Origin of the sequence: Desulforhabdus amnigena (assembly GCF_027925305.1) — a bacterium.
Taxonomy (GTDB): domain Bacteria; phylum Desulfobacterota; class Syntrophobacteria; order Syntrophobacterales; family Syntrophobacteraceae; genus Desulforhabdus; species Desulforhabdus amnigena.
This window is the reverse complement of the sequence record NZ_BSDR01000001.1, coordinates 299,857-320,279: the sequence shown is the minus strand read 5'-3', so window position 1 is coordinate 320,279 and position 20,423 is coordinate 299,857. Positions and strand designations below refer to the sequence as shown.

Annotated in this window: 16 protein-coding genes and 1 pseudogene; 11 read left to right on the top strand and 6 right to left on the bottom strand. The window is 52.5% G+C overall.

Annotated features, from left to right (window positions below; translation table 11 throughout):
* Nucleotides 1-91: 91 nt before the first annotated feature.
* The 4 genes from QMG16_RS01470 to QMG16_RS01455 all read right to left on the bottom strand — a co-directional run bounded on the left by QMG16_RS01470 (nucleotide 92) and on the right by QMG16_RS01455 (nucleotide 4,020).
* Nucleotides 92-1,240, bottom strand: coding sequence for a site-2 protease family protein (locus tag QMG16_RS01470; RefSeq protein ID WP_281791889.1), 1,149 nt, complete (start codon nucleotides 1,238-1,240; stop codon nucleotides 92-94).
* 94 nt (nucleotides 1,241-1,334) lie between these two features.
* Complete coding sequence (locus QMG16_RS01465; protein WP_281791888.1) at nucleotides 1,335-1,859, bottom strand: hypothetical protein; 525 nt, start codon at nucleotides 1,857-1,859, stop codon at nucleotides 1,335-1,337.
* A gap of 117 nt (nucleotides 1,860-1,976) precedes the next feature.
* On the bottom strand, nucleotides 1,977-2,897 hold the full coding sequence (locus QMG16_RS01460; protein WP_281791887.1) for a hydroxymethylglutaryl-CoA lyase: 921 nt from the start codon (nucleotides 2,895-2,897) through the stop codon (nucleotides 1,977-1,979).
* Between the two features lie 316 nt (nucleotides 2,898-3,213).
* Entirely contained in the window at nucleotides 3,214-4,020 is an 807-nt protein-coding gene (locus QMG16_RS01455; RefSeq protein WP_281791886.1) for a TatD family hydrolase, read from the bottom strand.
* Nucleotides 4,021-4,291: 271 nt separating this feature from the next.
* Here QMG16_RS01455 and QMG16_RS01450 point away from each other — a divergent pair, with 271 nt between their 5' ends.
* From QMG16_RS01450 to surE, 5 genes are all read left to right on the top strand, one after another.
* The gene (locus QMG16_RS01450; RefSeq protein WP_281791885.1) at nucleotides 4,292-4,621 is read left to right on the top strand and encodes a 4Fe-4S dicluster domain-containing protein; all 330 of its coding nucleotides are present in this window, start codon (nucleotides 4,292-4,294) and stop codon (nucleotides 4,619-4,621) included.
* An 86-nt stretch (nucleotides 4,622-4,707) separates the two neighbouring features.
* Nucleotides 4,708-5,850 (top strand): 2-oxoacid:acceptor oxidoreductase subunit alpha, encoded by a 1,143-nt coding sequence (locus tag QMG16_RS01445; protein ID WP_373878700.1) that lies wholly within the window; start codon nucleotides 4,708-4,710, stop codon nucleotides 5,848-5,850.
* Nucleotides 5,851-5,920: 70 nt separating this feature from the next.
* Nucleotides 5,921-6,775, top strand: a complete 855-nt coding sequence (locus QMG16_RS01440; protein WP_281791883.1) for a 2-oxoacid:ferredoxin oxidoreductase subunit beta — start codon at nucleotides 5,921-5,923, stop codon at nucleotides 6,773-6,775.
* 51 nt (nucleotides 6,776-6,826) lie between these two features.
* Nucleotides 6,827-7,411, top strand: a complete 585-nt coding sequence (locus QMG16_RS01435; RefSeq protein ID WP_281791882.1) for a 2-oxoacid:acceptor oxidoreductase family protein — start codon at nucleotides 6,827-6,829, stop codon at nucleotides 7,409-7,411.
* A complete protein-coding gene (gene surE / locus QMG16_RS01430) occupies nucleotides 7,389-8,141 on the top strand; it encodes a 5'/3'-nucleotidase SurE (protein ID WP_281791881.1) in 753 nt (250 codons plus the stop codon). The genes QMG16_RS01435 and surE overlap by 23 nt, the downstream gene beginning before the upstream one ends.
* Nucleotides 8,142-8,316: 175 nt before the next feature.
* Here the strand turns inward: surE and QMG16_RS01425 are convergent, their stop codons facing one another.
* The gene (locus tag QMG16_RS01425) at nucleotides 8,317-9,249 is read right to left on the bottom strand and encodes an SPOR domain-containing protein (RefSeq protein ID WP_281791880.1); all 933 of its coding nucleotides are present in this window, start codon (nucleotides 9,247-9,249) and stop codon (nucleotides 8,317-8,319) included.
* Nucleotides 9,250-9,260: 11 nt separating this feature from the next.
* Nucleotides 9,261-10,451: a pyridoxal phosphate-dependent aminotransferase gene (locus tag QMG16_RS01420; RefSeq protein WP_281791879.1), complete on the bottom strand. Its 1,191-nt coding sequence runs from the start codon at nucleotides 10,449-10,451 to the stop codon at nucleotides 9,261-9,263.
* A gap of 630 nt (nucleotides 10,452-11,081) precedes the next feature.
* Here QMG16_RS01420 and QMG16_RS19480 point away from each other — a divergent pair.
* The 6 genes and pseudogenes from QMG16_RS19480 to QMG16_RS01380 all read left to right on the top strand — a co-directional run.
* On the top strand, nucleotides 11,082-14,300 hold the full coding sequence (locus tag QMG16_RS19480; protein WP_373878648.1) for an FAD-dependent oxidoreductase: 3,219 nt from the start codon (nucleotides 11,082-11,084) through the stop codon (nucleotides 14,298-14,300).
* A gap of 122 nt (nucleotides 14,301-14,422) precedes the next feature.
* Complete coding sequence (locus tag QMG16_RS01405; RefSeq protein ID WP_281791876.1) at nucleotides 14,423-14,842, top strand: hydrogenase iron-sulfur subunit; 420 nt, start codon at nucleotides 14,423-14,425, stop codon at nucleotides 14,840-14,842.
* On the top strand, nucleotides 14,839-15,966 hold the full coding sequence (locus QMG16_RS01400) for a (Fe-S)-binding protein (protein WP_281791875.1): 1,128 nt from the start codon (nucleotides 14,839-14,841) through the stop codon (nucleotides 15,964-15,966). Before QMG16_RS01405 ends, QMG16_RS01400 begins: the two co-directional genes overlap by 4 nt.
* 152 nt (nucleotides 15,967-16,118) lie before the next feature.
* Nucleotides 16,119-17,669 (top strand): FAD-dependent oxidoreductase, encoded by a 1,551-nt coding sequence (locus QMG16_RS01390; RefSeq protein ID WP_373878647.1) that lies wholly within the window; start codon nucleotides 16,119-16,121, stop codon nucleotides 17,667-17,669.
* A 101-nt stretch (nucleotides 17,670-17,770) separates the two neighbouring features.
* Nucleotides 17,771-19,444: a CoB--CoM heterodisulfide reductase iron-sulfur subunit A family protein gene (locus QMG16_RS01385; protein ID WP_281791872.1), complete on the top strand. Its 1,674-nt coding sequence runs from the start codon at nucleotides 17,771-17,773 to the stop codon at nucleotides 19,442-19,444.
* A 199-nt stretch (nucleotides 19,445-19,643) separates the two neighbouring features.
* Nucleotides 19,644-20,381: pseudogene (locus tag QMG16_RS01380) on the top strand (hydrogenase iron-sulfur subunit); the annotation flags it as partial.
* Nucleotides 20,382-20,423 lie beyond the last annotated feature (42 nt).

Here is a 20,423-nt window from a genome sequence, read left to right as displayed (position 1 = left end):
TTCGATACCCGCAGAGCAATGCGTAAAGAGACCCTTCCGGAAGACCAAGCCAAAAACAAAACGATTGAATGGAACCTGCTTGGAAAGCAAATCAGCCCTCGAACAAGCGTTTGATCTCGATGAAGCGAAAAAGACCGGTTTTAGTAATGAGTCCAACTACTTGATTTTTATCCAGGACCAGAAGGCGACTCATGTTTTGCTGAATCATCTTTTTTAGAGCATCGGCCAATGAATCTTCAGGCCCCACACAGATCTCTTTGCTCAGGGCAGTCATGATCTCCCGAACCTTCCTGTTCTCCTTCTCCTCATCGGTAAGATCCTTCACCTGAGATAGAGAAACGACCCCCAGTATTTCATCGTTTTCCATCACGGGATATCCCGTGTATCCATATTTCAAGAAAAAAGAAGAAATAAGGTCACTGACCTTCATCTCAGGCGACACACTCACCATCTGGGTGACCATCACTTCCCGGACAGAAACACCTTCAAGAGCCTGCCGAATGAGAACTTCCTGATACCCTCCCTCAGCAACCCATCTTAGAAACATACCGATAAAAATCATCCAGATGCCCCCCAGGAGCCTCCCGGAAAAGATCTGGAACGTCCCTATCACCATGAGCGCAACGGCGAATCCCTTTCCTATGTCCGATGTCCATTTTGTGGCCCGGGCTATGGAACCCGTTTTCCACCACAAAAACGCCCTCAGGACCCGACCGCCATCCAGAGGAAATCCTGGAATCAGGTTAAAAACACCCAGCGCAACATTGATCCATGAAAGATACGAAAAAACTGCCGCCATGAACGAAAACTGTAATGCCGTCAATGCACCTGCAGCTCCCCGAAAAACAATGGCCAAGGCAAAACTGCTCAGGGGGCCCACTACGGCGATTTTAAATTCGTCTTGAGGCGTTCGGGCCTCTTCTGATAATTTTGAAATTCCTCCGAAGATAAAGAGGGTTATCTCATTGATCTTCATCCCCAGGCGGATGGCCATGAGCGAATGAGAGAGTTCGTGAATGACAACGGATAAGAAAAACAAGAGAGTGGCAATAAGACCTGCAAACCAATAAGCCAGGGCGTTTTGCCCCGGAAACTCCTTGGGAAAATACCCGACCGATAGGCTCCACAATATCAGAATGAAAATAATAAACCAAGAAAAATCAATGGTAATCTGAATCCCGGCAATTCTGAAAAGATTTATCCCCTCCCGACCTGGTACCTCACCCTTTTTTGAAGGCATCGCTGGCTCCTTTTCCGTGGCCGCTGCTTTTAAATAAAATAATCCTGTTGTTATATAAAGAAACAACATGAAAAAGTCTGGCAGCCATCCTTCCCTATTGCTCCACTCTGATCCTTGTCCCCACTCTGTTGGTCTGTTTCAGCTCTCCATTCTGGAGGTATTCGGCGTAACATTCCAATTTATTATAATGGAGCTCGATATTCTGGGACTGGATCTTCACAATGAACCGGCTTGGGATGCCGCGGTCGACACTCACGATTTTGGCACAAAATATAGGTGAGGACCGGGAATAACGCCCTTCAGCCAACCATCGGGAGCAGCTGGATCCTATGGGCGCATTGTCCTGAACCTCACTTGCGTAGCAATAGAGGGACGGAGATTTAACAGCTGTTGTTTCGGTCAGCCACTGAAAGCATGCGTTCTTGATTTCAGGTTCACCTTGCGCCTCAAACGTCACCACAACATCATAAGGAAGGTCCTCCTCGATGACTTCGGGCATTTCCACCCTGAGCAACCTCATTTCTCCGGTTTTAAGCTGCAGCGGCGGTGTCGTGGTGCACGAAGTCAGAAAAAAAAGGACAACCCCAAATGATATCAATGCTCCTGCAACCGTTTTCATAGCGAATCTCTCTCCTGCTAATTTACATGAATTCTCTCAAACAGCGACCTATGCAAAAATCGATACCCCTGGATTTGTGAACCCTGTAATGGACGTTCCACTAATTCCTATCCTCCCTCAGGAGGTCTGAAGAGTACGGCAATGCGTTCGAGCATAGTGACCGGGGAGAGAACGTCCGAGCTTCTTTTCGATAGTTTGAACGACGGCGACAAGCTTTTCGAGGGAAACTCCAGTGGATATACCCATCGATTCAAAGAGATGGACAACATCTTCCGTAGCCACATTGCCCGCTGCACCTGGAATGAAAGGGCATCCGCCAAGGCCGCCGCAACAGGCATCAAAACGATCGACCCCCATCTTCCAGGCAGCATAAACATTGGATAGGGCAAAGCCATAGGTATCGTGAAGATGGAGGGATATGGGAAGTTCGGAGATATCCCTCACTCTTTCTATCAGATCTTCCACTTGCTTTGGATTTCCCAGGCCGGCCGTATCTGCGAGGTTGATTTCGTCCACGTGGCATGCCACAAATATCCGGATCATTTCCAGGACCCGTTCAGGGGGCACATTCCCCTCAAAATGGCACCCGAATGCGTTCATGACTCCGGCCTGGACTTGAACTCCACGGCTCTTGGCTTTTTCCAGCAGTCCTCGAGTTCGATCGACAGCTTCCTTTACCGAGCAATTGTTGTTTTTGCGGCTATGCGTTTCACTTGCAGAAATGAAAAAGGAAATATGTTCCATACCACACGCAAGAGCCCTTTCCAAACCCTTCTCATTGAGCACCAGGGCGGAGTAAGATACTTCAGGATAATGCTCGATGCGTTCGTAGAGCTTCTCTGTATCCGCCATTTGAGGAACCCGCAGAGGATTGACGAAAGAGCCGATTTGAATGCGCTTAAAACCGCACGATGAAAGCGCATTGATGAGAGAAATGCGTTCTTCGAGGGTGAAGGGTATGGACTCGTTTTGAATTCCATCGCGAGGAGCGTCTTCTTCTATGAAAATCGAGCGTTCCTTTACCGGCATTAAAGACATGCAAATCCCCCGCCATTTGGAAAAAATTCTTTGGTCATTGAAACAGTGAACAAAACCTATCTATTAACCCCCATGACCGGAACGGCCACAACGAAAAAGGAAAAAAGGCAAAGAGACGCAAGGCAATAGGGAAAGCGGGAAACGCTTTTATAAAGCTATGTTAGCATAAATTATGAGCCTTTTTATATAAATATAGCACAGAAAAGGAATGAAAGCCCTACAATTGATCGCATTTTTCTCAATCTTAAAGAGGAATACAAGGAAGGTCTACCCGGTTCCTGAAGGAGGCGGCTTTCATCTCAGCGACCTTTTCACCTTATTCCTGCAAAGATAAGTCATAGAACCTCAAGGCATTCTCCAAAAAAACCATACGGCGCAACGCCCCATCCAACAGGTTCGGCTCATCCAACAACTGCAGAAAAGGCATTGAAAGCCCTCTTGCACCATCACTGTTCAAAATGATGCGGTGCATGATGTCCCGATGAGTGTGCACGAACTGGAGAAAGGCTTCGACAGAGGTTTTTCCATCCTGCAAAGTCATTCCCACCATATACGAATTGTTCTGAAAAAAAGACCAGGTCTCGGGAGTCACATGATCCACGAGGACCCTGGCATGGAGGGGAACGTAATCTTCAAGCAGGCTCAAGGTTTCACGAGTTATTCTCACCTTGTCGTGACGCGGTGTATGAATGCCGATCCGCTTGGAACCGGGAAGGTTTTCCAGTGCCCAATCCAGTTGAAGCCGGAGGATTTTCTCTTCCAGCTGGGTTCCGGCGTCCAGGCCGAGTTCACCGAGCCCTAAACAGAGGGGGTCTTTCAAATGAGCCGACAAGGAATCCGTTATCTGTTCAGGGAGACTTGAAAAACCTTGCAGATCTTCTGCTATGGACCGCGGATGGATCCCCACGAGATAGAAAAAAGGGCTCTCCTCGCAACCGAAACTCCTGCACAGTCGCCCCAGCTTGTCCCAGTATTGCGGGTAAGATTTCCACGAATCGATCTTTTCCAGATAAGACCAGGTGATAGCTCCGCACTTCAACTCCCTGTAGCGATCGTGAAAAAGAGGTTCGTAATACATGAGTAGATCGGCATGGCAGTGGGCATCCAACGCATTGATTTTCATAATTCCTGTCCTGAATGCAAAATGGATAAAGATGGAAGACGATACTCGGTTGAATGTTTATAATTCTTTTGAAACTGGAACGCAATCTGCCCGGCCATTTTCGCTTCCCAATGTGTCGGAAATACTGTCAGGCTCTTCCCGCATGACCTTCATGGTTTGCCGTAGGTCCTCGAGAGGCAGGTTGAGCTATTTTTTTGCCGGTTGAAAATCGTTAGAATATGGGCTAATGGATTGCAATGGCAGATCGAAATCCATGGTTCAGGGAATCCATATGACCAAGAATACAGATGCGGAAAAAAGCGAAGAGCAGCAGGATCAAGCAGCTCTATCTCCTTCTCTGGAAGGCGATAAGTCCTGTCTCTCTCAAAAACCCAGAAAGCAATTTGATATAGATATATTCAGGGACTGGTGCAAGTCCTGCGGGATATGCGCTGCCTTCTGCCCCAGGGGTTGTATTGAACTCGATGCAGACGGTTCACCCTTCGTGAAAGACGCAGACCGGTGTACCGGTTGCGGTTGGTGTGAAATTCACTGCCCGGATTTCGCCATCAGTGTTCGAGTTCGAAAGAACAGAAAAGTACTGGAACAAGAAGAAGACTGAGGAACGTGGAATTTCAGTCAATGCCCCGAGAAGAAGGACATGTGTTCTATCCGCCTCAGGCTTTTTGATAAGGAGTCAACGCTTTGATCTCTACAAAACCCGCCGGGCGCCAGGTTCTTCTCCAGGGAAACGAAGCCATTGTGGAGGGAGCCATCGTTGCCGGTTGCCGATTTTTTGCAGGCTATCCCATCACTCCTGCCACAGAAATCAGCGAGGCCATGTCTTACCGGCTGCCGGCAGTGGATGGAACCTTCATTCAGATGGAAGATGAAATCGCCAGCATGGGTGCCGTCATAGGAGCTTCTCTTGCTGGAGTCAAGGCAATGACAGCCACGAGCGGACCGGGGTTTTCTCTCATGCAGGAAAACCTGGGGTACGCCTGTGTGGCTGAGGTTCCCTGCGTCATAGTCGACGTGATGCGGGGGGGACCCAGTACCGGCCTTCCCACCAATGTGAGCCAGGGAGACGTCATGCAGGCGCGTTGGGGAACCCACGGAGACCACCCCATCATTGTCCTTGCCGCCTCCACCACCCAGGACTGCTTCAGCATCACCGTGAAGGCATTCAACCTGTCTGAAAAGTACCGAACTCCGGTGATTCTTCTGGCCGATGAAGTCGTAGCCCACACTCGAGAAAAAATCAGCATTCCCCATGCGGAAGAAGTGGAGGTGATCGAGAGAATTCGCCCCAATATGCCTCCGGACTGGTATATTCCCTTTGAGAACAACAGCCGGGGAGTTCCTCCCATGAGCAGTTTCGGCGCAGGATATCGCTACCATGTGACAGGTCTCATTCACGACATGCGGGGATTCCCGACTCAGCGCCCGGACGAGATCGTCCCTTTCATGGAACGGATCTTCCGCAAAATCAACCAGCACTTTTTCGACATTCAAATGGTCAACAAAGAAATGACTGAAGATGCTGAAGTCCTGGTCATCGCTTATGGCTCCGTTTGCCGCTCGGCTCGTCGTGCTGTGCGGGAAGCCCGTCAAAGGGGCATCAAGGCGGGGCTGGTTCAGCTCATAACCCTGTGGCCGTTTCCTCGCCAAATTATAGAACCCCTTCTGCGCAAAGTAAGAGCGGTTCTGGTCCCCGAACTCAACATGGGACAGATGTCGCGCGAAGTCAAACGCGTCAATCAGGGAGTAACGAGAATCGAAACATTGAACAAGATCGACGGCACGCTCCTCACCCCCGGCGAAATTTTGACCCGACTGCTCAAGCTTTAGATAAAGGGTAATGAAGCCCCTCCGCAGGAGCGTGAATTTTCAATCTCAAATAGATATTCGAGGAACGGCAATGGCGGAAGAGACCAGGCTGGTTTACAAATATTTGCGGCACGACAAAAAGTTTCCCCACGTGTGGTGCCCGGGATGCGGGAATGGAATCCTTCTGGGAGCATTGATTCGCGCCATTGACCGGACGGGTCTCGAAAAGGACGATATCGCCCTGGTTTCCGGCATAGGCTGCTCGGGAAGGATTTCCGTCTACGTAGATTTCAACACGGTCCACACGACTCACGGAAGGGCCCTCACCTTCGCCACGGGCATCAAGCTCGCCAACCCCCGGCTTCAGGTCATCGTGATCATGGGAGACGGAGATGCCACCGCCATTGGAGGAAACCATTTCATCCACGCTGCCCGGCGCAACCTGAACCTCACGGCCATCGTGGTGAACAACAGCATTTATGGCATGACCGGCGGACAGTATTCTCCCACAACACCTTATGAATCCATATCGGCAACATCCCTTTACGGCAACATTGAACAGGCCTTTTCCATTGCCGAGCTGGCGGCGATGGCGGGAGCGAGCATGGTGTCGCGGGGAACGGTCTACCACGCGGCCCTTTTGGATGAGCTGATCGAAAAGGCCATCATGAAGCGGGGCTTTTCCGTCGTGGAAGTCATCAGCCATTGCCATACGCATTTCGGCCGTAAGAATAAGATGGGAGGACCAGTGGAAATGATGCGTTGGCAGAGGGATTCCGCCGTCCGAATCGAAAAGGCCTCATCCCTCAGTAAAGAAGAAATGAAGGGAAAATTCACCATCGGCGTTCTTGTCGACCGAGATCTTCCCGTTTACACTCAGGAATACAAGAAAATTCGAGAGGCGGCAAAGACAATGGCGGCCACAGGTCGATCCATCCTGCCCTGATGAGGATGAACAATCGATTCCGTAACTCCGATCTTGAAGGATTTCATTTATATGTCACGTTATGAAGTGCGCCTGACCGGTTCTGGAGGCCAGGGCTTGATCATGGCCGGCATTATTCTGGCCGAAGCGGCCGGCATCCACGACGGCAAGAATGTGTGCCAGACCCAAAGCTACGGCCCCGAGGCCCGTGGAGGTTCCAGCAAGGCGGAAGTCGTGATCAGTGACGAGGAGATCGACTATCCGAAGGCGATCAAGCCCGACGTGCTCCTTGCAATGAATCAAAAATCTTGTGATTCCTACATTTTTGATTTGAAACCCAATGGGATATTGCTCGTCGATTCGACCTATGTCAAACAACTTCCTTCAACCAGAGCCCTTCCCATTCCTTTCACTCAAATCGCCCGGGAAAAATTGGGGAAGGAAATGATTGCCAATATTGTAGCCTTGGGAGCCTTGGCTTTTCTCACGGAAGTGGTTTCCCTGAGCAGCCTGGAAACTGCCGTTCTGGCCCGCGTACCGGCCGGTACGGAAGAGCTCAACAAAAAGGCCCTGGAAGCAGGAATTGAAGCTGCCAAAAACCTGAAAAAGGAAAGAGAAAACAGAGAAGAATCTTATGCGAGTTCTCTTGACGAATGATGATGGAATTTATGCCAAAGGAATTGAAGCTCTTTATCTGGCTCTCATCGAAGAACATGAGGTAACGGTAGTCGCTCCGGAAACGGAACAGAGCGCCGTGGGACATGCCATTACCTGGCTTCACCCTCTTCGGGTGGAACCTGTATACCGGAACGGAAGCTTTTTCGGATATGGGCTGGACGGCACTCCTGCAGATTGTGTCAAAATAGCCGTCACTGAACTCCTCAAGCCGCCCCCGGAGCTCGTCGTTTCGGGCATCAACCTCGGAGCGAATGTCGGGGTGAATGTAATCTACTCCGGGACTGTTTCCGCTGCCACGGAAGCCGCAGTATTGGGCATTCCGTCAGTGGCGGTGTCCATAGATTCCTTCACCACCAGGGATTTCAGCGCGGCGACCGAATTTGTTCCCAAACTCATTCGCAGGATTCAACGCGAAGGCCTCCCCAAAGGGGTTTCCCTCAATGTCAATGTCCCTAACGTACCCGCCGAAAAAATTCAGGGAGTGAGGGTCACTCACCAGGGAAACATGCAATGTGTGGAAAGCTACGATCAGCGCACCGACCCGCGCAATCATGTCTATTACTGGCTTCGAAATACGGCGGTCAGAGAAGATACCGACCCGTCTGCTGATTCCGTAGCCATTGCCGAAAAATGTATTTCGGTAACTCCCATTCACTACAATCTGACACACCACGAAACGATCGACCGACTCAAGAAGTGGGATCTTTAACGTTTCGCAGCGCTTCCCCTCCCCTTTTCATTGCAACCTTTTATTGCAACATTGCTATATAAACCACGGAGGCACAGAGAAAGACTTTCAATTGAAACCTCCGTGTTTCTGTGGTTCAGAGGAAAGAGAACAGGAGGGCCGACAATCGGTGTCGGCCTCCTCAATCCACAAAATTTTACTGCTCTTCTTGCGGAACTTTAACGATGATGGGCTTCACTCTCTCTTCATTCCTGATCTGTTCCACCAGGGTACTGGCTTTACGAACATCTCCGACAGGCGTTAGTTGCACCACATAAATCTGTCCCAGTTTAGGGTGCATGGTCGGCTTCATGACGACCTGGTATCCTTTTTTCTGAAGATTTTGCTGCATTTCCTCAGCATTCTGCTTGTCCTTAAATGACCCAACCTGTACGGAATAATTCATGGGACCTCCGGAGGGAGAAGGTTTCGTTAAAGTCCCTGAAGTGGCCGCCAAGCCTCTGGCCGTGGAAGTCTTCCTGGTTTCTACTGCGGCGGAAGCCTTTTTGCTCTTTTTTTCCTTCGCCGTTTCCGGGGAAACGGACGTTACCTTTCCCTCTGCCGGAGCTGCCGTCTTCTCCTTTACCGTTGCACTTTCCTCTTGAGAAGCGGATTGCGTCACACCAGGAGGAGCTGGCAGGGGAATCGCTTCCTTGACCGCAGCGGTATCGACGGGCTTTGGCATCTCAACCCAAGGCTGCGCCTTATCCGCCATTTGGGCTTCCCCTACAGCCGGCCTTGTTTCCATTGACGTCGCCTGCTGCGTGACTTCTGCTTCGGGCGGACGACTCAAACCTTGATCCGTAGGATGCTCAGAACGAGGGGGGGTAGGAACCTCCACGCTGGCGGTCTGACCTTCTCCCCCGTTTTCCTTGAGCAATTCAAGGGACCGGGGAATTTCTTTGACGACCATTCCCTTGTCGGAATCGGGCCTTTTCAGCGCCTCCCGGTTTTCCTTGCTGTGACGGCTGAACAAGGGAGCGATGAGTACTAAAATGATGAGGCTCAGAGCAGCCCAAAGCAAGAGTTTTGCGTACGATCTGTTTCCGGCGGAGTGAAGGTTTTTCTGAACAAAAATTTTCTTCTGCATACGCACTACTCCTAAGCTGCGCCTTGTGCCCGCTCAAATGCCCGTCGGAATCCCGGCAAGGATTTTTCTATGGTGTGGTCATCCACACAATAAGCGATACGGAAATGGCCTGGACCTCCAAAACCACTTCCAGGTACCACCAGGATGTTCTCTTCCTGCAGGAGTCTGACAAACTGAATGTCATCTTTCAAAGGGCTTTTGGGAAAGAGGTAAAATGCACCGTGAGGAACAGTCAACGTATATCCCGACTCGATCAGGCCATTGGCAAGGATATCTCTCTTGCGCTTGTAAATGTCTACATCGACACAGATGCCTTGAAGTTCGGAGATCAACCTCTGCATCAACCCGGGGGCATTCACAAATCCCAGAATACGGTTTGCCAGCGAGAGCGCGTCCACAATCTTTGCCACCCCATCCGCCTGGGGACAAACGGCCACAAAACCTATTCTTTCTCCGGGAAGAGAAAGATCCTTGGAATAAGAAGTTGCGATCAGGCTGTCAGTGTAAAACTTAAAAATACAGGGCACTTCAGTTCCGTTATAGACAATCTTGCGGTAGGGCTCATCGGAAACCAGGTAAATGGAATGGCCGTATTCCTTACTTTTTCGAGAGAGGATTTCCCCCAGTTTCTGGAGAGATGCGTCCGTATAAATCTGCCCCGTGGGATTGTTGGGTGAATTGATGAGGATGATTTTCGTCCTGGGGCCTATAGCCTTTTCCATTCCATCCAGGTCGAGGGTGAAATCCTCCAGAGTGGGAACCGCTTTGAGAGTTCCGCCATGGTTGTCGGCATAAAAGGAATATTCAACAAAATAGGGGGCTGGAGTGATGACTTCGTCGCCGGGATCCAGCAGGGACTTGAGCACGATATTGAGGGCTCCCGCAGCTCCGCAGGTGACAACCAGGTGCTGAGGCTCCATGGGAACGCCATATTCCCCACACAGATAAGAAGAAACGGCGGCACGGGTCTGGAGGAGCCCCGCGTTCGGCATGTAACCATGCAAATTCGGTTCATCTCTGTTCACAATTTCCAAGAGCTTCTGCTTCACAACTTCAGGGGGGGGCACATTGGGGTTCCCCAAACTGAAATCGAATACATTTTCATCTCCGTGAATTTTTTTGAGACGCGCCCCTTCCTCAAACATCTTACGGATCCATGACCCGCTCTCCATGAACTGGAGCATTTTTTTGGCCACCGCCATTTTCAGTTCCTCCGTGATTTTTTTAAATAAAATTTGCAAAGAGCCGCTCTTGATATTTGATAATGGGATAGAATAATTTCTGACTCTTCTCGCGGTACTATATGTGAGATGGATATTCGGATGCAAGCACTAAGAACGCCATCACTCGAGGGTGATTTCCCGTCTCTTGAGATCAGCCCATTGCTGAGCCTGCAAGTATTCCTCAAAGGAGCCGGATATACCCGCGGCATATTTTTTCTGCTTGCAAAAGTGGAAGAATCGAGGATCCAGGCAGATTCATGCCAAAGCTGAAGGGAACCTGAAGAAAATCTTTTTGATGTTTTCAAATGTATTGAAACTCAGTTCATTTCATGTAAGAATAATCACGTTGTTTGGCTTCTCACTCTGATCACGCTGCGCATGTTGCTCAACCTTCTGGCAGTAGGCAAATCCGGGGACTATCCAAAGCGTATCTAGTTGTTATCCCTATTGATCTTCAAAGTAACACCCAGTAAGATGACATTCCATAAATCTGAATTTTAATCAACCGGCAATATGAACGGTAGGAACGTAAAAGTTTAGAATGAGGGCGGCGTTTATGTCCTTGCGAACGCCCCTCAGGCTCGAAGTCAACTTTGCTCGGGAGGAATTATGGCGACCAAAGAGCTAGGCAGCAGTACCATCGGTGCGGTTTTAGTCATCGGTGGGGGAATCTCAGGCATGCAGGCGGCCTTGGACCTGGCCAATTCGGGATATTATGTGCATCTTCTGGAAAAAGGCCCGGCCATCGGCGGAGGCATGTCTCAACTGGACAAAACGTTTCCCACCAATGAATGCGCAATGTGAATCCTTTCTCCAAAGCTGGTCGAGGTCGGCCGGCACCTCAACATCAACCTTCTCACCAATTCTCAATTGGAAAGCATCAGCGGTGAAGAAGGAAATTTTCAAGTAAAAGTCCTCCAAAAACCTCGCTATGTAGATCTCGATAAATGCATCTCCTGTGGTGCCTGTGCCGAAAAGTGCCCCACAGTGGTGATCGACGCCTACAATGCGGGACTCGGCAAACGCAAGGCCATTTTCAAGTACTACGCTCAGGCCATCCCTTCCGCCTACGCCATCGATTCGGAGAATTGCCGTCAACTGGGACATGGCAAGAAGTGCGGAATTTGCGCCAAGGTCTGTCCTGCAGATGCCATCAATTACGATCAAAAAGAACAGCTCCTGGACCTCGACGTGGGGGCGGTGATTCTCTCCACCGGCTTCCAGGCCTTTGATCCGAGCCCGTTTGACACCTACGGGTATATCCGGTATCCCAATGTGGTCACGGCGATGGAGTTCGAACGGCTCCTGAGCGCGGGAGGACCCAGTGCCGGTCATTTGGAGCGGCCTTCCGAACTATCTTTGAAGGAAGAGATCGCCAATGCAGAAAAGGAGCTGCAGAAGTTGGATCGACAGGTCAAGCAGCAAAGAGAGAAAGGGGAACCTTCTCCAGACCTGCTGGAAAAGCTGAAGAGCCAGGAAACCCTGGCCGCTTCCCTGAAGGAAAAGAAAGCTGCCGCGGGAGAGCCCAAAAAGATCGCCTGGCTCCAATGCGTGGGATCGAGAGATATCAATCACTGTGACAATGGTTACTGTTCGGGTGTCTGCTGCATGTATGCCATCAAGGAGGCCGTCATCGCCAGGGAACACGCCAAGGGCGATCTGGATGCGGCCATCTTTTACATGGACATGCGTACTTATGGGAAAGAGTTCGAACAGTATTACACCCGTGCGAAGGAAAGCGGAATCCGCTTCATCCGGTCCCGTGTCCACAGCGTCGAACGCGTGGCACGTTCGGAAAATCTCCGGCTGAGTTTTGTGGACGACAACAGCATCATGAGGGAAGAAGAATTCGATATGGTGGTGCTCTCGGTAGGGCTGGAATCCACGCCGGAAGTGCGGGAACTTGCGAGAAAGCTCGGGATTGAACTCGACCATTACCATTTTGCCGCCACGAGCAGTTTTTCGCCCGTCGCCACATCACGGCCCGGTATTTACGCCTGCGGCGTCCTTCAGGGTCCCAAGGACATTCCTCTGGCCGTGATGGAAGCCTCAGCTGCAGCAGGCGCAGCGGCAAGTCGCCTCGCTTCATCACGCAACACCCTCGTCAAGGCGAAGACCTTCCCCGAGGAAAGGGATGTGAGCACGGAACCGCCGCGTATCGGTGTTTTCGTATGCAACTGCGGGGTCAACATTTCAAACGTCGTGCGCGTGCCGGAAGTCGTGGAATACGCCAAGACGCTTCCCAATGTCGTTTACGTTCAGGAAAACCTTTTCTCCTGCTCGCAGGACGCTCAGGACAAACTGGTTCACGTCATAAAGGAACAGAACCTCAACCGGGTGGTCGTCGCCGCCTGTTCCCCGCGTACTCACGAACCCCTTTTCCAGGAAACCCTTCGGAACAGTTCTCTCAACAAGTACCTGTTTGAACAGGCCAACATCCGCGATCAGTGTTCATGGGTTCACGCCGCTGATCCCGACGCGGCCACAGAAAAGGCCAAGGACTTGGTGCGCATGGCTGTTTCCAGAGCCGCCCTCATCGAACCCCTCCCCAATCCTTCGGTGCCGGTGAATCCATCGGCCCTGGTGGTGGGCGGAGGCATTGCCGGCATGGTGAGCGCCCTCACTTTGGCAAAACAGGGATTTAAGGCTCATATCGTCGAAGAGAAAGACCGCCTCGGCGGACATGCCCTCAAGATTCACCGCACCTGGAAAAACGAGGATGTACCGGCTTTCGTCGAGAGTCTCGTTCAGGAGGTGACAGCCAACCCCAACATCCAGGTGCATCTGAAGACGCAGGTGAAAAATGTTGCGGGATATGTGGGCAATTTCAAGACGACCGTATCTTCCAATGGCACCGAAAGTCAGAAGGAACTGGAACACGGGGTCACGATTCTGGCTACGGGAGCCCATTCCATCAAGCCGAACGAATACCTCTACGGCAAAAACGATCGCGTGTTCCGCTGGCACGACCTGGATGCGGCCTGGGAAAGCGACCTGGTGAAAAATGCCCAAAGCGCTCTTTTCATTCAGTGCGTGGGATCTCGCGAACCGGAACGCCCCCACTGCAGCAAAATCTGCTGTACCTTTTCGGTTCAAAAGGCTGTGGAACTAAAGGAACGCAACCCGAATATGGATGTCTACATTCTTTACCGCGACATCCGCACCTACGGCGAGCGTGAAGACCTTTACAAGGAAGCCCGCAAGCGCGGCGTGATTTTTATCCGCTATAACTTAGAAAACAAACCCGTCGTGAAGGAAGGCAAGGGGGGAACCCTGGAAGTCACGGTCATGGACCACATCCTGCAGCGTCCCATTACCCTCACCCCCGACTTCATCACCCTGGCCACCGCCATAGAAACCCGTGGAGCGGAGGAACTGGGGCAGATGTTCAAGGTGCCTCTCAGCCAGGACAAGTTTTTCCTGGAAGTGCATATGAAGCTTCGGCCCGTGGATTTTGCCACGGAAGGGCTCTTTGTATGCGGGTTGGCTCACTACCCCAAGTCCATCGACGAGAGCATCGCTCAGGCTCAGGCTGCGGCGGCTCGAGCGGCCACGATTCTTTCCCAGAAGAGCATCGAAGTCGAAGGCGTGGTCGCCAGTGTGGACGAAGGGCTCTGCCGGGGCTGCGGCAAATGCGTGGAGGTCTGCCCCTATGGAGCGCCTCAGCTGATCCAGAAGAGTGAAGACGTCGTTGTTTCACGCATTCAGGAAGCCCTCTGCAAGGGTTGCGGAGCCTGCGCCGTGGCATGCCCCACAGGGGCTGCGGCCATCCGCCATTTCAATGACCGGGAAGTCCTCTCCATGGTAGAGGCGGCGCTCTGCAAATAAAACAATGTTCACCGCAGAGAGCGCAGAGCATAAAGGGGCAAAAGATCCGCTCTCTTACCCCCTGCGTCATCTGCGGTTTGCCAAATGGGTGAAAGGTTAAAACAGACAAAGGATGCAAAACTATGAGTACGGAGTTTGAACCGAAAATCATTGCCTTCTGCTGCAACTGGTGTGCGTATGCCGGTGCGGACCTGGCAGGAGTCAGCCGGCTGCAATACCCTCCCAACATCAGGGTGATTCGGGTCATGTGTTCCGGCCGCGTTTCTCCGGATTTCATCCTCAAGGCGTTTCAATTGGGTGCGGACGGCATTCTGGTGGCCGGCTGACACATCGGCGATTGCCATTACCTGGATGGTAATGAAAAAGCCGCCCGAATGGTGGACATGACCCGCGAACTGCTCAATCTCATGGGCATCGACAATGAACGTTTGGAACTTCAGTGGATTTCTTCGGCCGAGGGCGGCCGTTTTGCCGAAATCGTCACTTCCTTCACCGACAAGATCAAGAAGCTCGGAAAATCCTCCCTTGGAGTGGCCGCATGAATATAGAAGAAGCCGTACAAAAATATCAGACGTATTATTGTCTCGATTGCGGGGTCTGCACCGGAAGCTGCCCCGTATCACGTGTTCAACCCACTTTTTCACCCCGGCTCATCGTGGAAAAGGCCATGCTGGAATTGGGCGATGAACTGCTCCATGACCGGGAGCTTTGGTCCTGCCTCACCTGCAGCCGCTGCTACGAACGATGCCCCACCAACATCAATTTCCCCGAATTCATGCGCGTTCTGCGGGAAGAAGCCACCAAGGCCGGCACCACTCCTGTTCTGGCGCATCACGGAATGCTGCAGACCATCATGGAATTGCAGACTCAGGGAATCCATCAGAAGAAGACGGGCTGGGCCCATGAGGCCGGCAAGGTGACGGACAAGGGAGACACCTTCTTTTTCGTAGGATGTATGCCTTACTTTGACGTCATATTCCGCGACATCGGAGTGGACAGCTTGACCATCAGCAGGCAGGTCATCAAAATCCTCAACAAAGCGGGAATCGTGCCCGTGGTTTCGGACGAAGAAGCCTGCTGCGGCCACGATATGCTCTGGAACGGCAAACCGGAAGTTTTCAGGAAGCTGGCCCGGCGCAACGTGGACCTGATCCGTCAGTCGGGAGCCAAACGGGTGGTCTTCAACTGCCCCGAGGGCTATTACACCTTCAAACACCACTATCCCGAACATGTGGGGGAATTGGGCTTCGAGGTCATCCAGTTCTATGACTTCGTGGAACGGTTGGTGGCGGATGGGGCTTTGAAATTGAGTAACGGAAGCGGCACCTACACCTTTCACGATCCGTGCAGACTGGGACGCATGGCCAGGATATTCGAGGGCCCCCGAAATATCCTCAAGAAAGTCGCCAACAGTCACTTTGTGGAAATGGAACGCAACAGGGAAAATGCGGTATGTTGCGGAACAAGCGGCTGGGCCAATTGCTCGAGCGGATCCAAGCAAATCCAGGTGGAACGGTTGCGGGAAGCCAGGGCGACGGGTGCGGACACCCTCATCACAGCCTGTCCCAAATGCCAGATCCACCTGAGCTGCGCTCTGAGCAATATAGATTTGGACCTGAAAATCAAGGACCTGACGGCCCTCATAGCCGAAACCATGGAAGGGTAAGCCCGGTCTGATGGAACATGCGATTTTTGATAAAACGTGATGTGGTTGCAGACCGGGAAAAAAGTGGACGCTGCAGCATGCCATCCACCTTTTCCCCTGGCTTTCGACCACAGATCATCGATCACTGATTCCCAACCCGAGAGAGGTGAATTGTGAGCAACAGCGATGTATTAGTCATCGGCGGTGGAATCGCCGGCATACAGGCGGCCCTGGATTTGGCCGAAATGGGCATCCAGGTCCACATGGTCGAAAGGCTGCCCAGCATTGGCGGAAAGATGGCTCAATTGGATAAAACCTTTCCCACAAACGATTGCGCTATCTGAATCCTTTCGCCCAAGCTGCTGGATGTCGGTCGACATCCTCGAATCAACCTCCTTGCCTACAGTGAAGTGGAGCAGGTGAGTGGAGATGTGGGAGCCTTCAAAGTAAGAGTTCGAAAAAAAGCCCGTTACGTCAACGAAGACCTTTGCACCGGCTGCGGTTCCTGTGCGGAAAAATGCCCCACTATGGTGGTGGATGCCTTCAATGCAGGCATGGGAAAGCGCAAAGCCATCTATAAATACTTCCCCCAGGGGATTCCCTCCGTTTTTACCATTGATGCCGCCGAATGCAGACAGTTGGGACAGGGCAAGAAATGCGGCGTCTGCGCCAAAGTCTGCCAGGCCAAGGCCATCGATTTCGATCAGAAAGACGCCATCCTGGAACTGGAGGCCGGGGCCATCATTCTTGCCACGGGCTACGACGTCTTCGACCCGTCGGTCATTCCCGAATACGGCTACGACCGCATCAACAATGTTGTCACTGCCCTGGAATTCGAGCGGCTCCTGAGCGCCAGCGGCCCCACCGCCGGCCACCTGGACCGGCCGTCGGACCTCCTCATCGAAAAAGATGCCGAGGAAACCGAAAAGGAAGTCAAGAAACTCGGCCGCCAGGTCAAGGCTCTCGAAGACAAACACGGCAAGTCCTCGGCTGAAGTGATTGAAGCCGTCAAATCGGGGAGCGCTGGCAGCGACGCTGACCTTTTGAGCTGGGCGGAAACGGCGGAAAAACTGAATGCCCTGGAAAAAGAGTTGGCCGTTTTGCAGCAGAAGAAGGCTACGGTACAGACGGCCAAGAAACTTGCTTTTATCCAATGCGTGGGATCGAGGGACTTCAGGTTCAACCGCTTCTGCTCTTCCTACTGCTGCATGCACTCGGTCAAAGAGGCCATGATCGCGCATGAACACGACAATTCGGTAACCTCCTCCATTTTCTGCATGGATCTTCGGGCTGTGGGACGGGGCTTCGAAGAGTACAAGCTTCGCGGCGGCAAGCAGGCCAATATCAAGTACGTTCGAGGGCGCGTGGCGGAAATCACCGAGGATGAAGCCCACAATCCCATCGTCTGGTACGAATCCACTACCAGCCGGAAGGTGGAGCACGAAGCCTTCGACCTGGTGGTGCTGGCGACCGCCTGCGTTCCCACGGAGGGCACGCCAAGGGTGGCTGAGCTTTTCGGCGTGGAACTCGATGCAAACGGGTTTTTCAAAACGGATCCCCTGTCCCCCCTGGACACCACGCGGCCTGGAATTTTCACCTGCGGATGTGCTCAGGGCCCCATGGACATTCCCGAGTCGGTGGCTCAGGCAAGCAGCGCTGCGGCCCGGGCGGCCGAAGTAGTGGCCCCGCCGGCAAAAGTCGAGAAAAAAGAAGCAGTGGGATAATCTCGAAATGCAAGCGGCATTCGGCGGAAAGCGGGCAATCCCTCTGCTGCCGTTCTTTTCGCCTCAGCTTCTGGCCTTTCGCTTCATCATGAGGTGCTAAATTGGCTGAAAAACTTCGCATTGGTGTTTTTGTTTGCGACTGCGGCAGCAACATAGCCGGCTATCTGAACGTAAAGGAGTTGGCTGAGTATTCCAAAACGCTGCCCAACGTTGTCTATGTCAAAGAAAACCTTTACACCTGTTCTGAAAGCGGCATCAACGAGATCAAGGATGCCATCAAGAAGGAAAATCTCAACCGGGTGGTGGTCGCTTCGTGTACACCCCGAACCCATGAACCCCTTTTCCGCGGAACCTGCGGCGAGGGAGGACTCAACCCTTATCTCTTCGAAATGGTCAATATTCGGGACCAGTGTTCCTGGGTGCACATGCAGGAAAGGGAGCGTGGTACGGAGAAGGCCAAGGATCTCATTCGCATGGGAGTGGCCAAGGCCGCACTGCTGGAACCCCAGGAACCCATTCAGTCGGAGATGAACCCGAGAGCCATGGTCATCGGAGGCGGAATCAGCGGCATGACCGCCGCCCTCGCCCTGGCCAACCGCGGCTATGAAACGGTGCTCGTGGAAAAGACTCCCCAGTTGGGAGGACTGCTCCTCCAACTGGACAAGCTGGCCCCTTCCAACGTGGACGCGGGGACTTTTGCCGCCCAGCAGGCGGAGCTGGTAAAAAAACATCCCAAAATCCGCCTCATGACCTCGACCCAAATCGATGAGGTGGCGGGATACATCGGGCACTTCAATGTCACGGCAACGTCCAATGGCAACACGGACAACTTCGAAGTGGGTGTCATCATCGTGGCCACGGGCGCTCAAGTACTCAAACCTGTGGGGCTTTTCAACTACGACGGCAAGACCGTGATCAACCAGTTGGAACTGGAAGAACGGTTCAAGGCCGGTACGTTCAATGCCCAAAATGTGGTCATGATTCAGTGCGCAGGAGCCCGCAACGAAGAACGCAAGTACTGTTCGCGCATCTGCTGCATGGTGGCCATCAAAAATGCCATTGTCATCAAGGAACGGAGTCCTCAAACGGGCGTCCGTATCCTATACCGGGATATTCAGGCTTACGGCGTGGAAAACGAAGCTCTCTTCCAACACGCCAAGGAACTGGGAGTGATCTTCATCAAATACGACCAGAACGATCCACCCAGAGTGGAACCCGGCAAGGTGATCGTCTACCACCACCTGCTCGGCAGGGAACTGGCTTTGCCCCAGGACCTCGTTGTCCTCTCGACTCCCCTGATTGCCGGGGAAGACAATGAGGCCATCTCGAAGCTGCTTCGCATCTCCCTGGATGAAAACAAGTTCTTCCTGGAAGGACATGTGAAGCTGAAACCTCTCGATTTTGCTACGGACGGCATTTACCTTTGCGGAAACGCTCACTACCCGGCCACCGTTCGGGAAGCTGTCTCCCAGGCACTGGGTGCGGCTTCACGGGCATCCATTCCCCTTTCCAAGGGAATCATGACGGCCGAACCCATTGTTTCCACTCTGGTGGATGAAGATGCCTGCCGCGGCTGCGGGCTCTGCGTTGCACTCTGCCCCTACGGAGCCCTTGAAATCGTGCGCACCGAAAAGGGGCGCAAGGTGAGGGTCATTCCCGTTGCCTGCAAAGGCTGCGGCGTCTGTGCGGCGACATGCTATCAGCATGCACTCTCCGTGAACTCTTACACGGACGAACAGGTGGGACAGCAGATTAAGGCATTTTTACAGGGTTGAGCCGCGGAGTCCCTATGTGGGAATGAAGAGTCAACGCTTTGCTTTTCATGGTTTTTGTGGCGACCGAAATTTTTGATTCTTGTATCTCCAATGACCCAATGCAAACAGCCGATGATGCTGTGAAGAGGAGACTGTGATGTCAGAATTTACTCCGAAGATCCTGGTTTTTTGCTGCACCTGGTGAGGTTACGCTGCGGCTGACTTCGCTGGAGTTTCCAGGATGCAATATACGACGGACGTGAGAATCATTCGGCTCATGTGTACAGGCCGGGTGGACCCCACCATGCTGGCGGACGCTTTCCTTGAGGGAGCGGATGGAGTGATGGTGGTGGGATGTCATTTTGGTGATTGCCACTACATAACCGGCAACTATCAGGCCAAGATCAAGGTGGGACTCGCGACCCGGGCACTGGATTATGCGGGCCTGAATCCCCAGAGGGTTGCCTTCAATCAATGCTCATCAGCCGAAGGTGAACGCTTCGTCAGCATGGTCACGGCCTTCGATCGAAGCACAAAAGAACTGGGACCGCTGGGAACGGCGGATCGACTGCCCCTGCCCCAGCTCAAAGAAAAAATCGCCATTGCCAAGACCGCCCTGGGCAAGGAGAAACTGCGCTGGGTAGTGGGAAAATTCACTGAATTCACGACCACGGGCAACAAGTACGGCGAAAAATTCACCGATCATGAGATGTGGCGGACGCTCGACACCATCATCATGGACGAACTGGCCACCTATGAAATCCTCTCGGAAATGCAGAAGGGGCCGGTTGCCGTCAAGAAGCTTGCAGAAACATTGAAACTTCCACCACCGCACGTGCTCAAGTACGTGTTGGCGCTGCAGCGTCGGGGAATTGTGAACCTGGCCGGAATCGAAGGCAACTCCCCGCTGTACCAGGTCGCGGGCAAGCCGGCTCAACAGGCGGCTCACGCCGCATGAGCCGGGTGCATGGATGAGAGTGTAGGGGACCGGTACATGGGT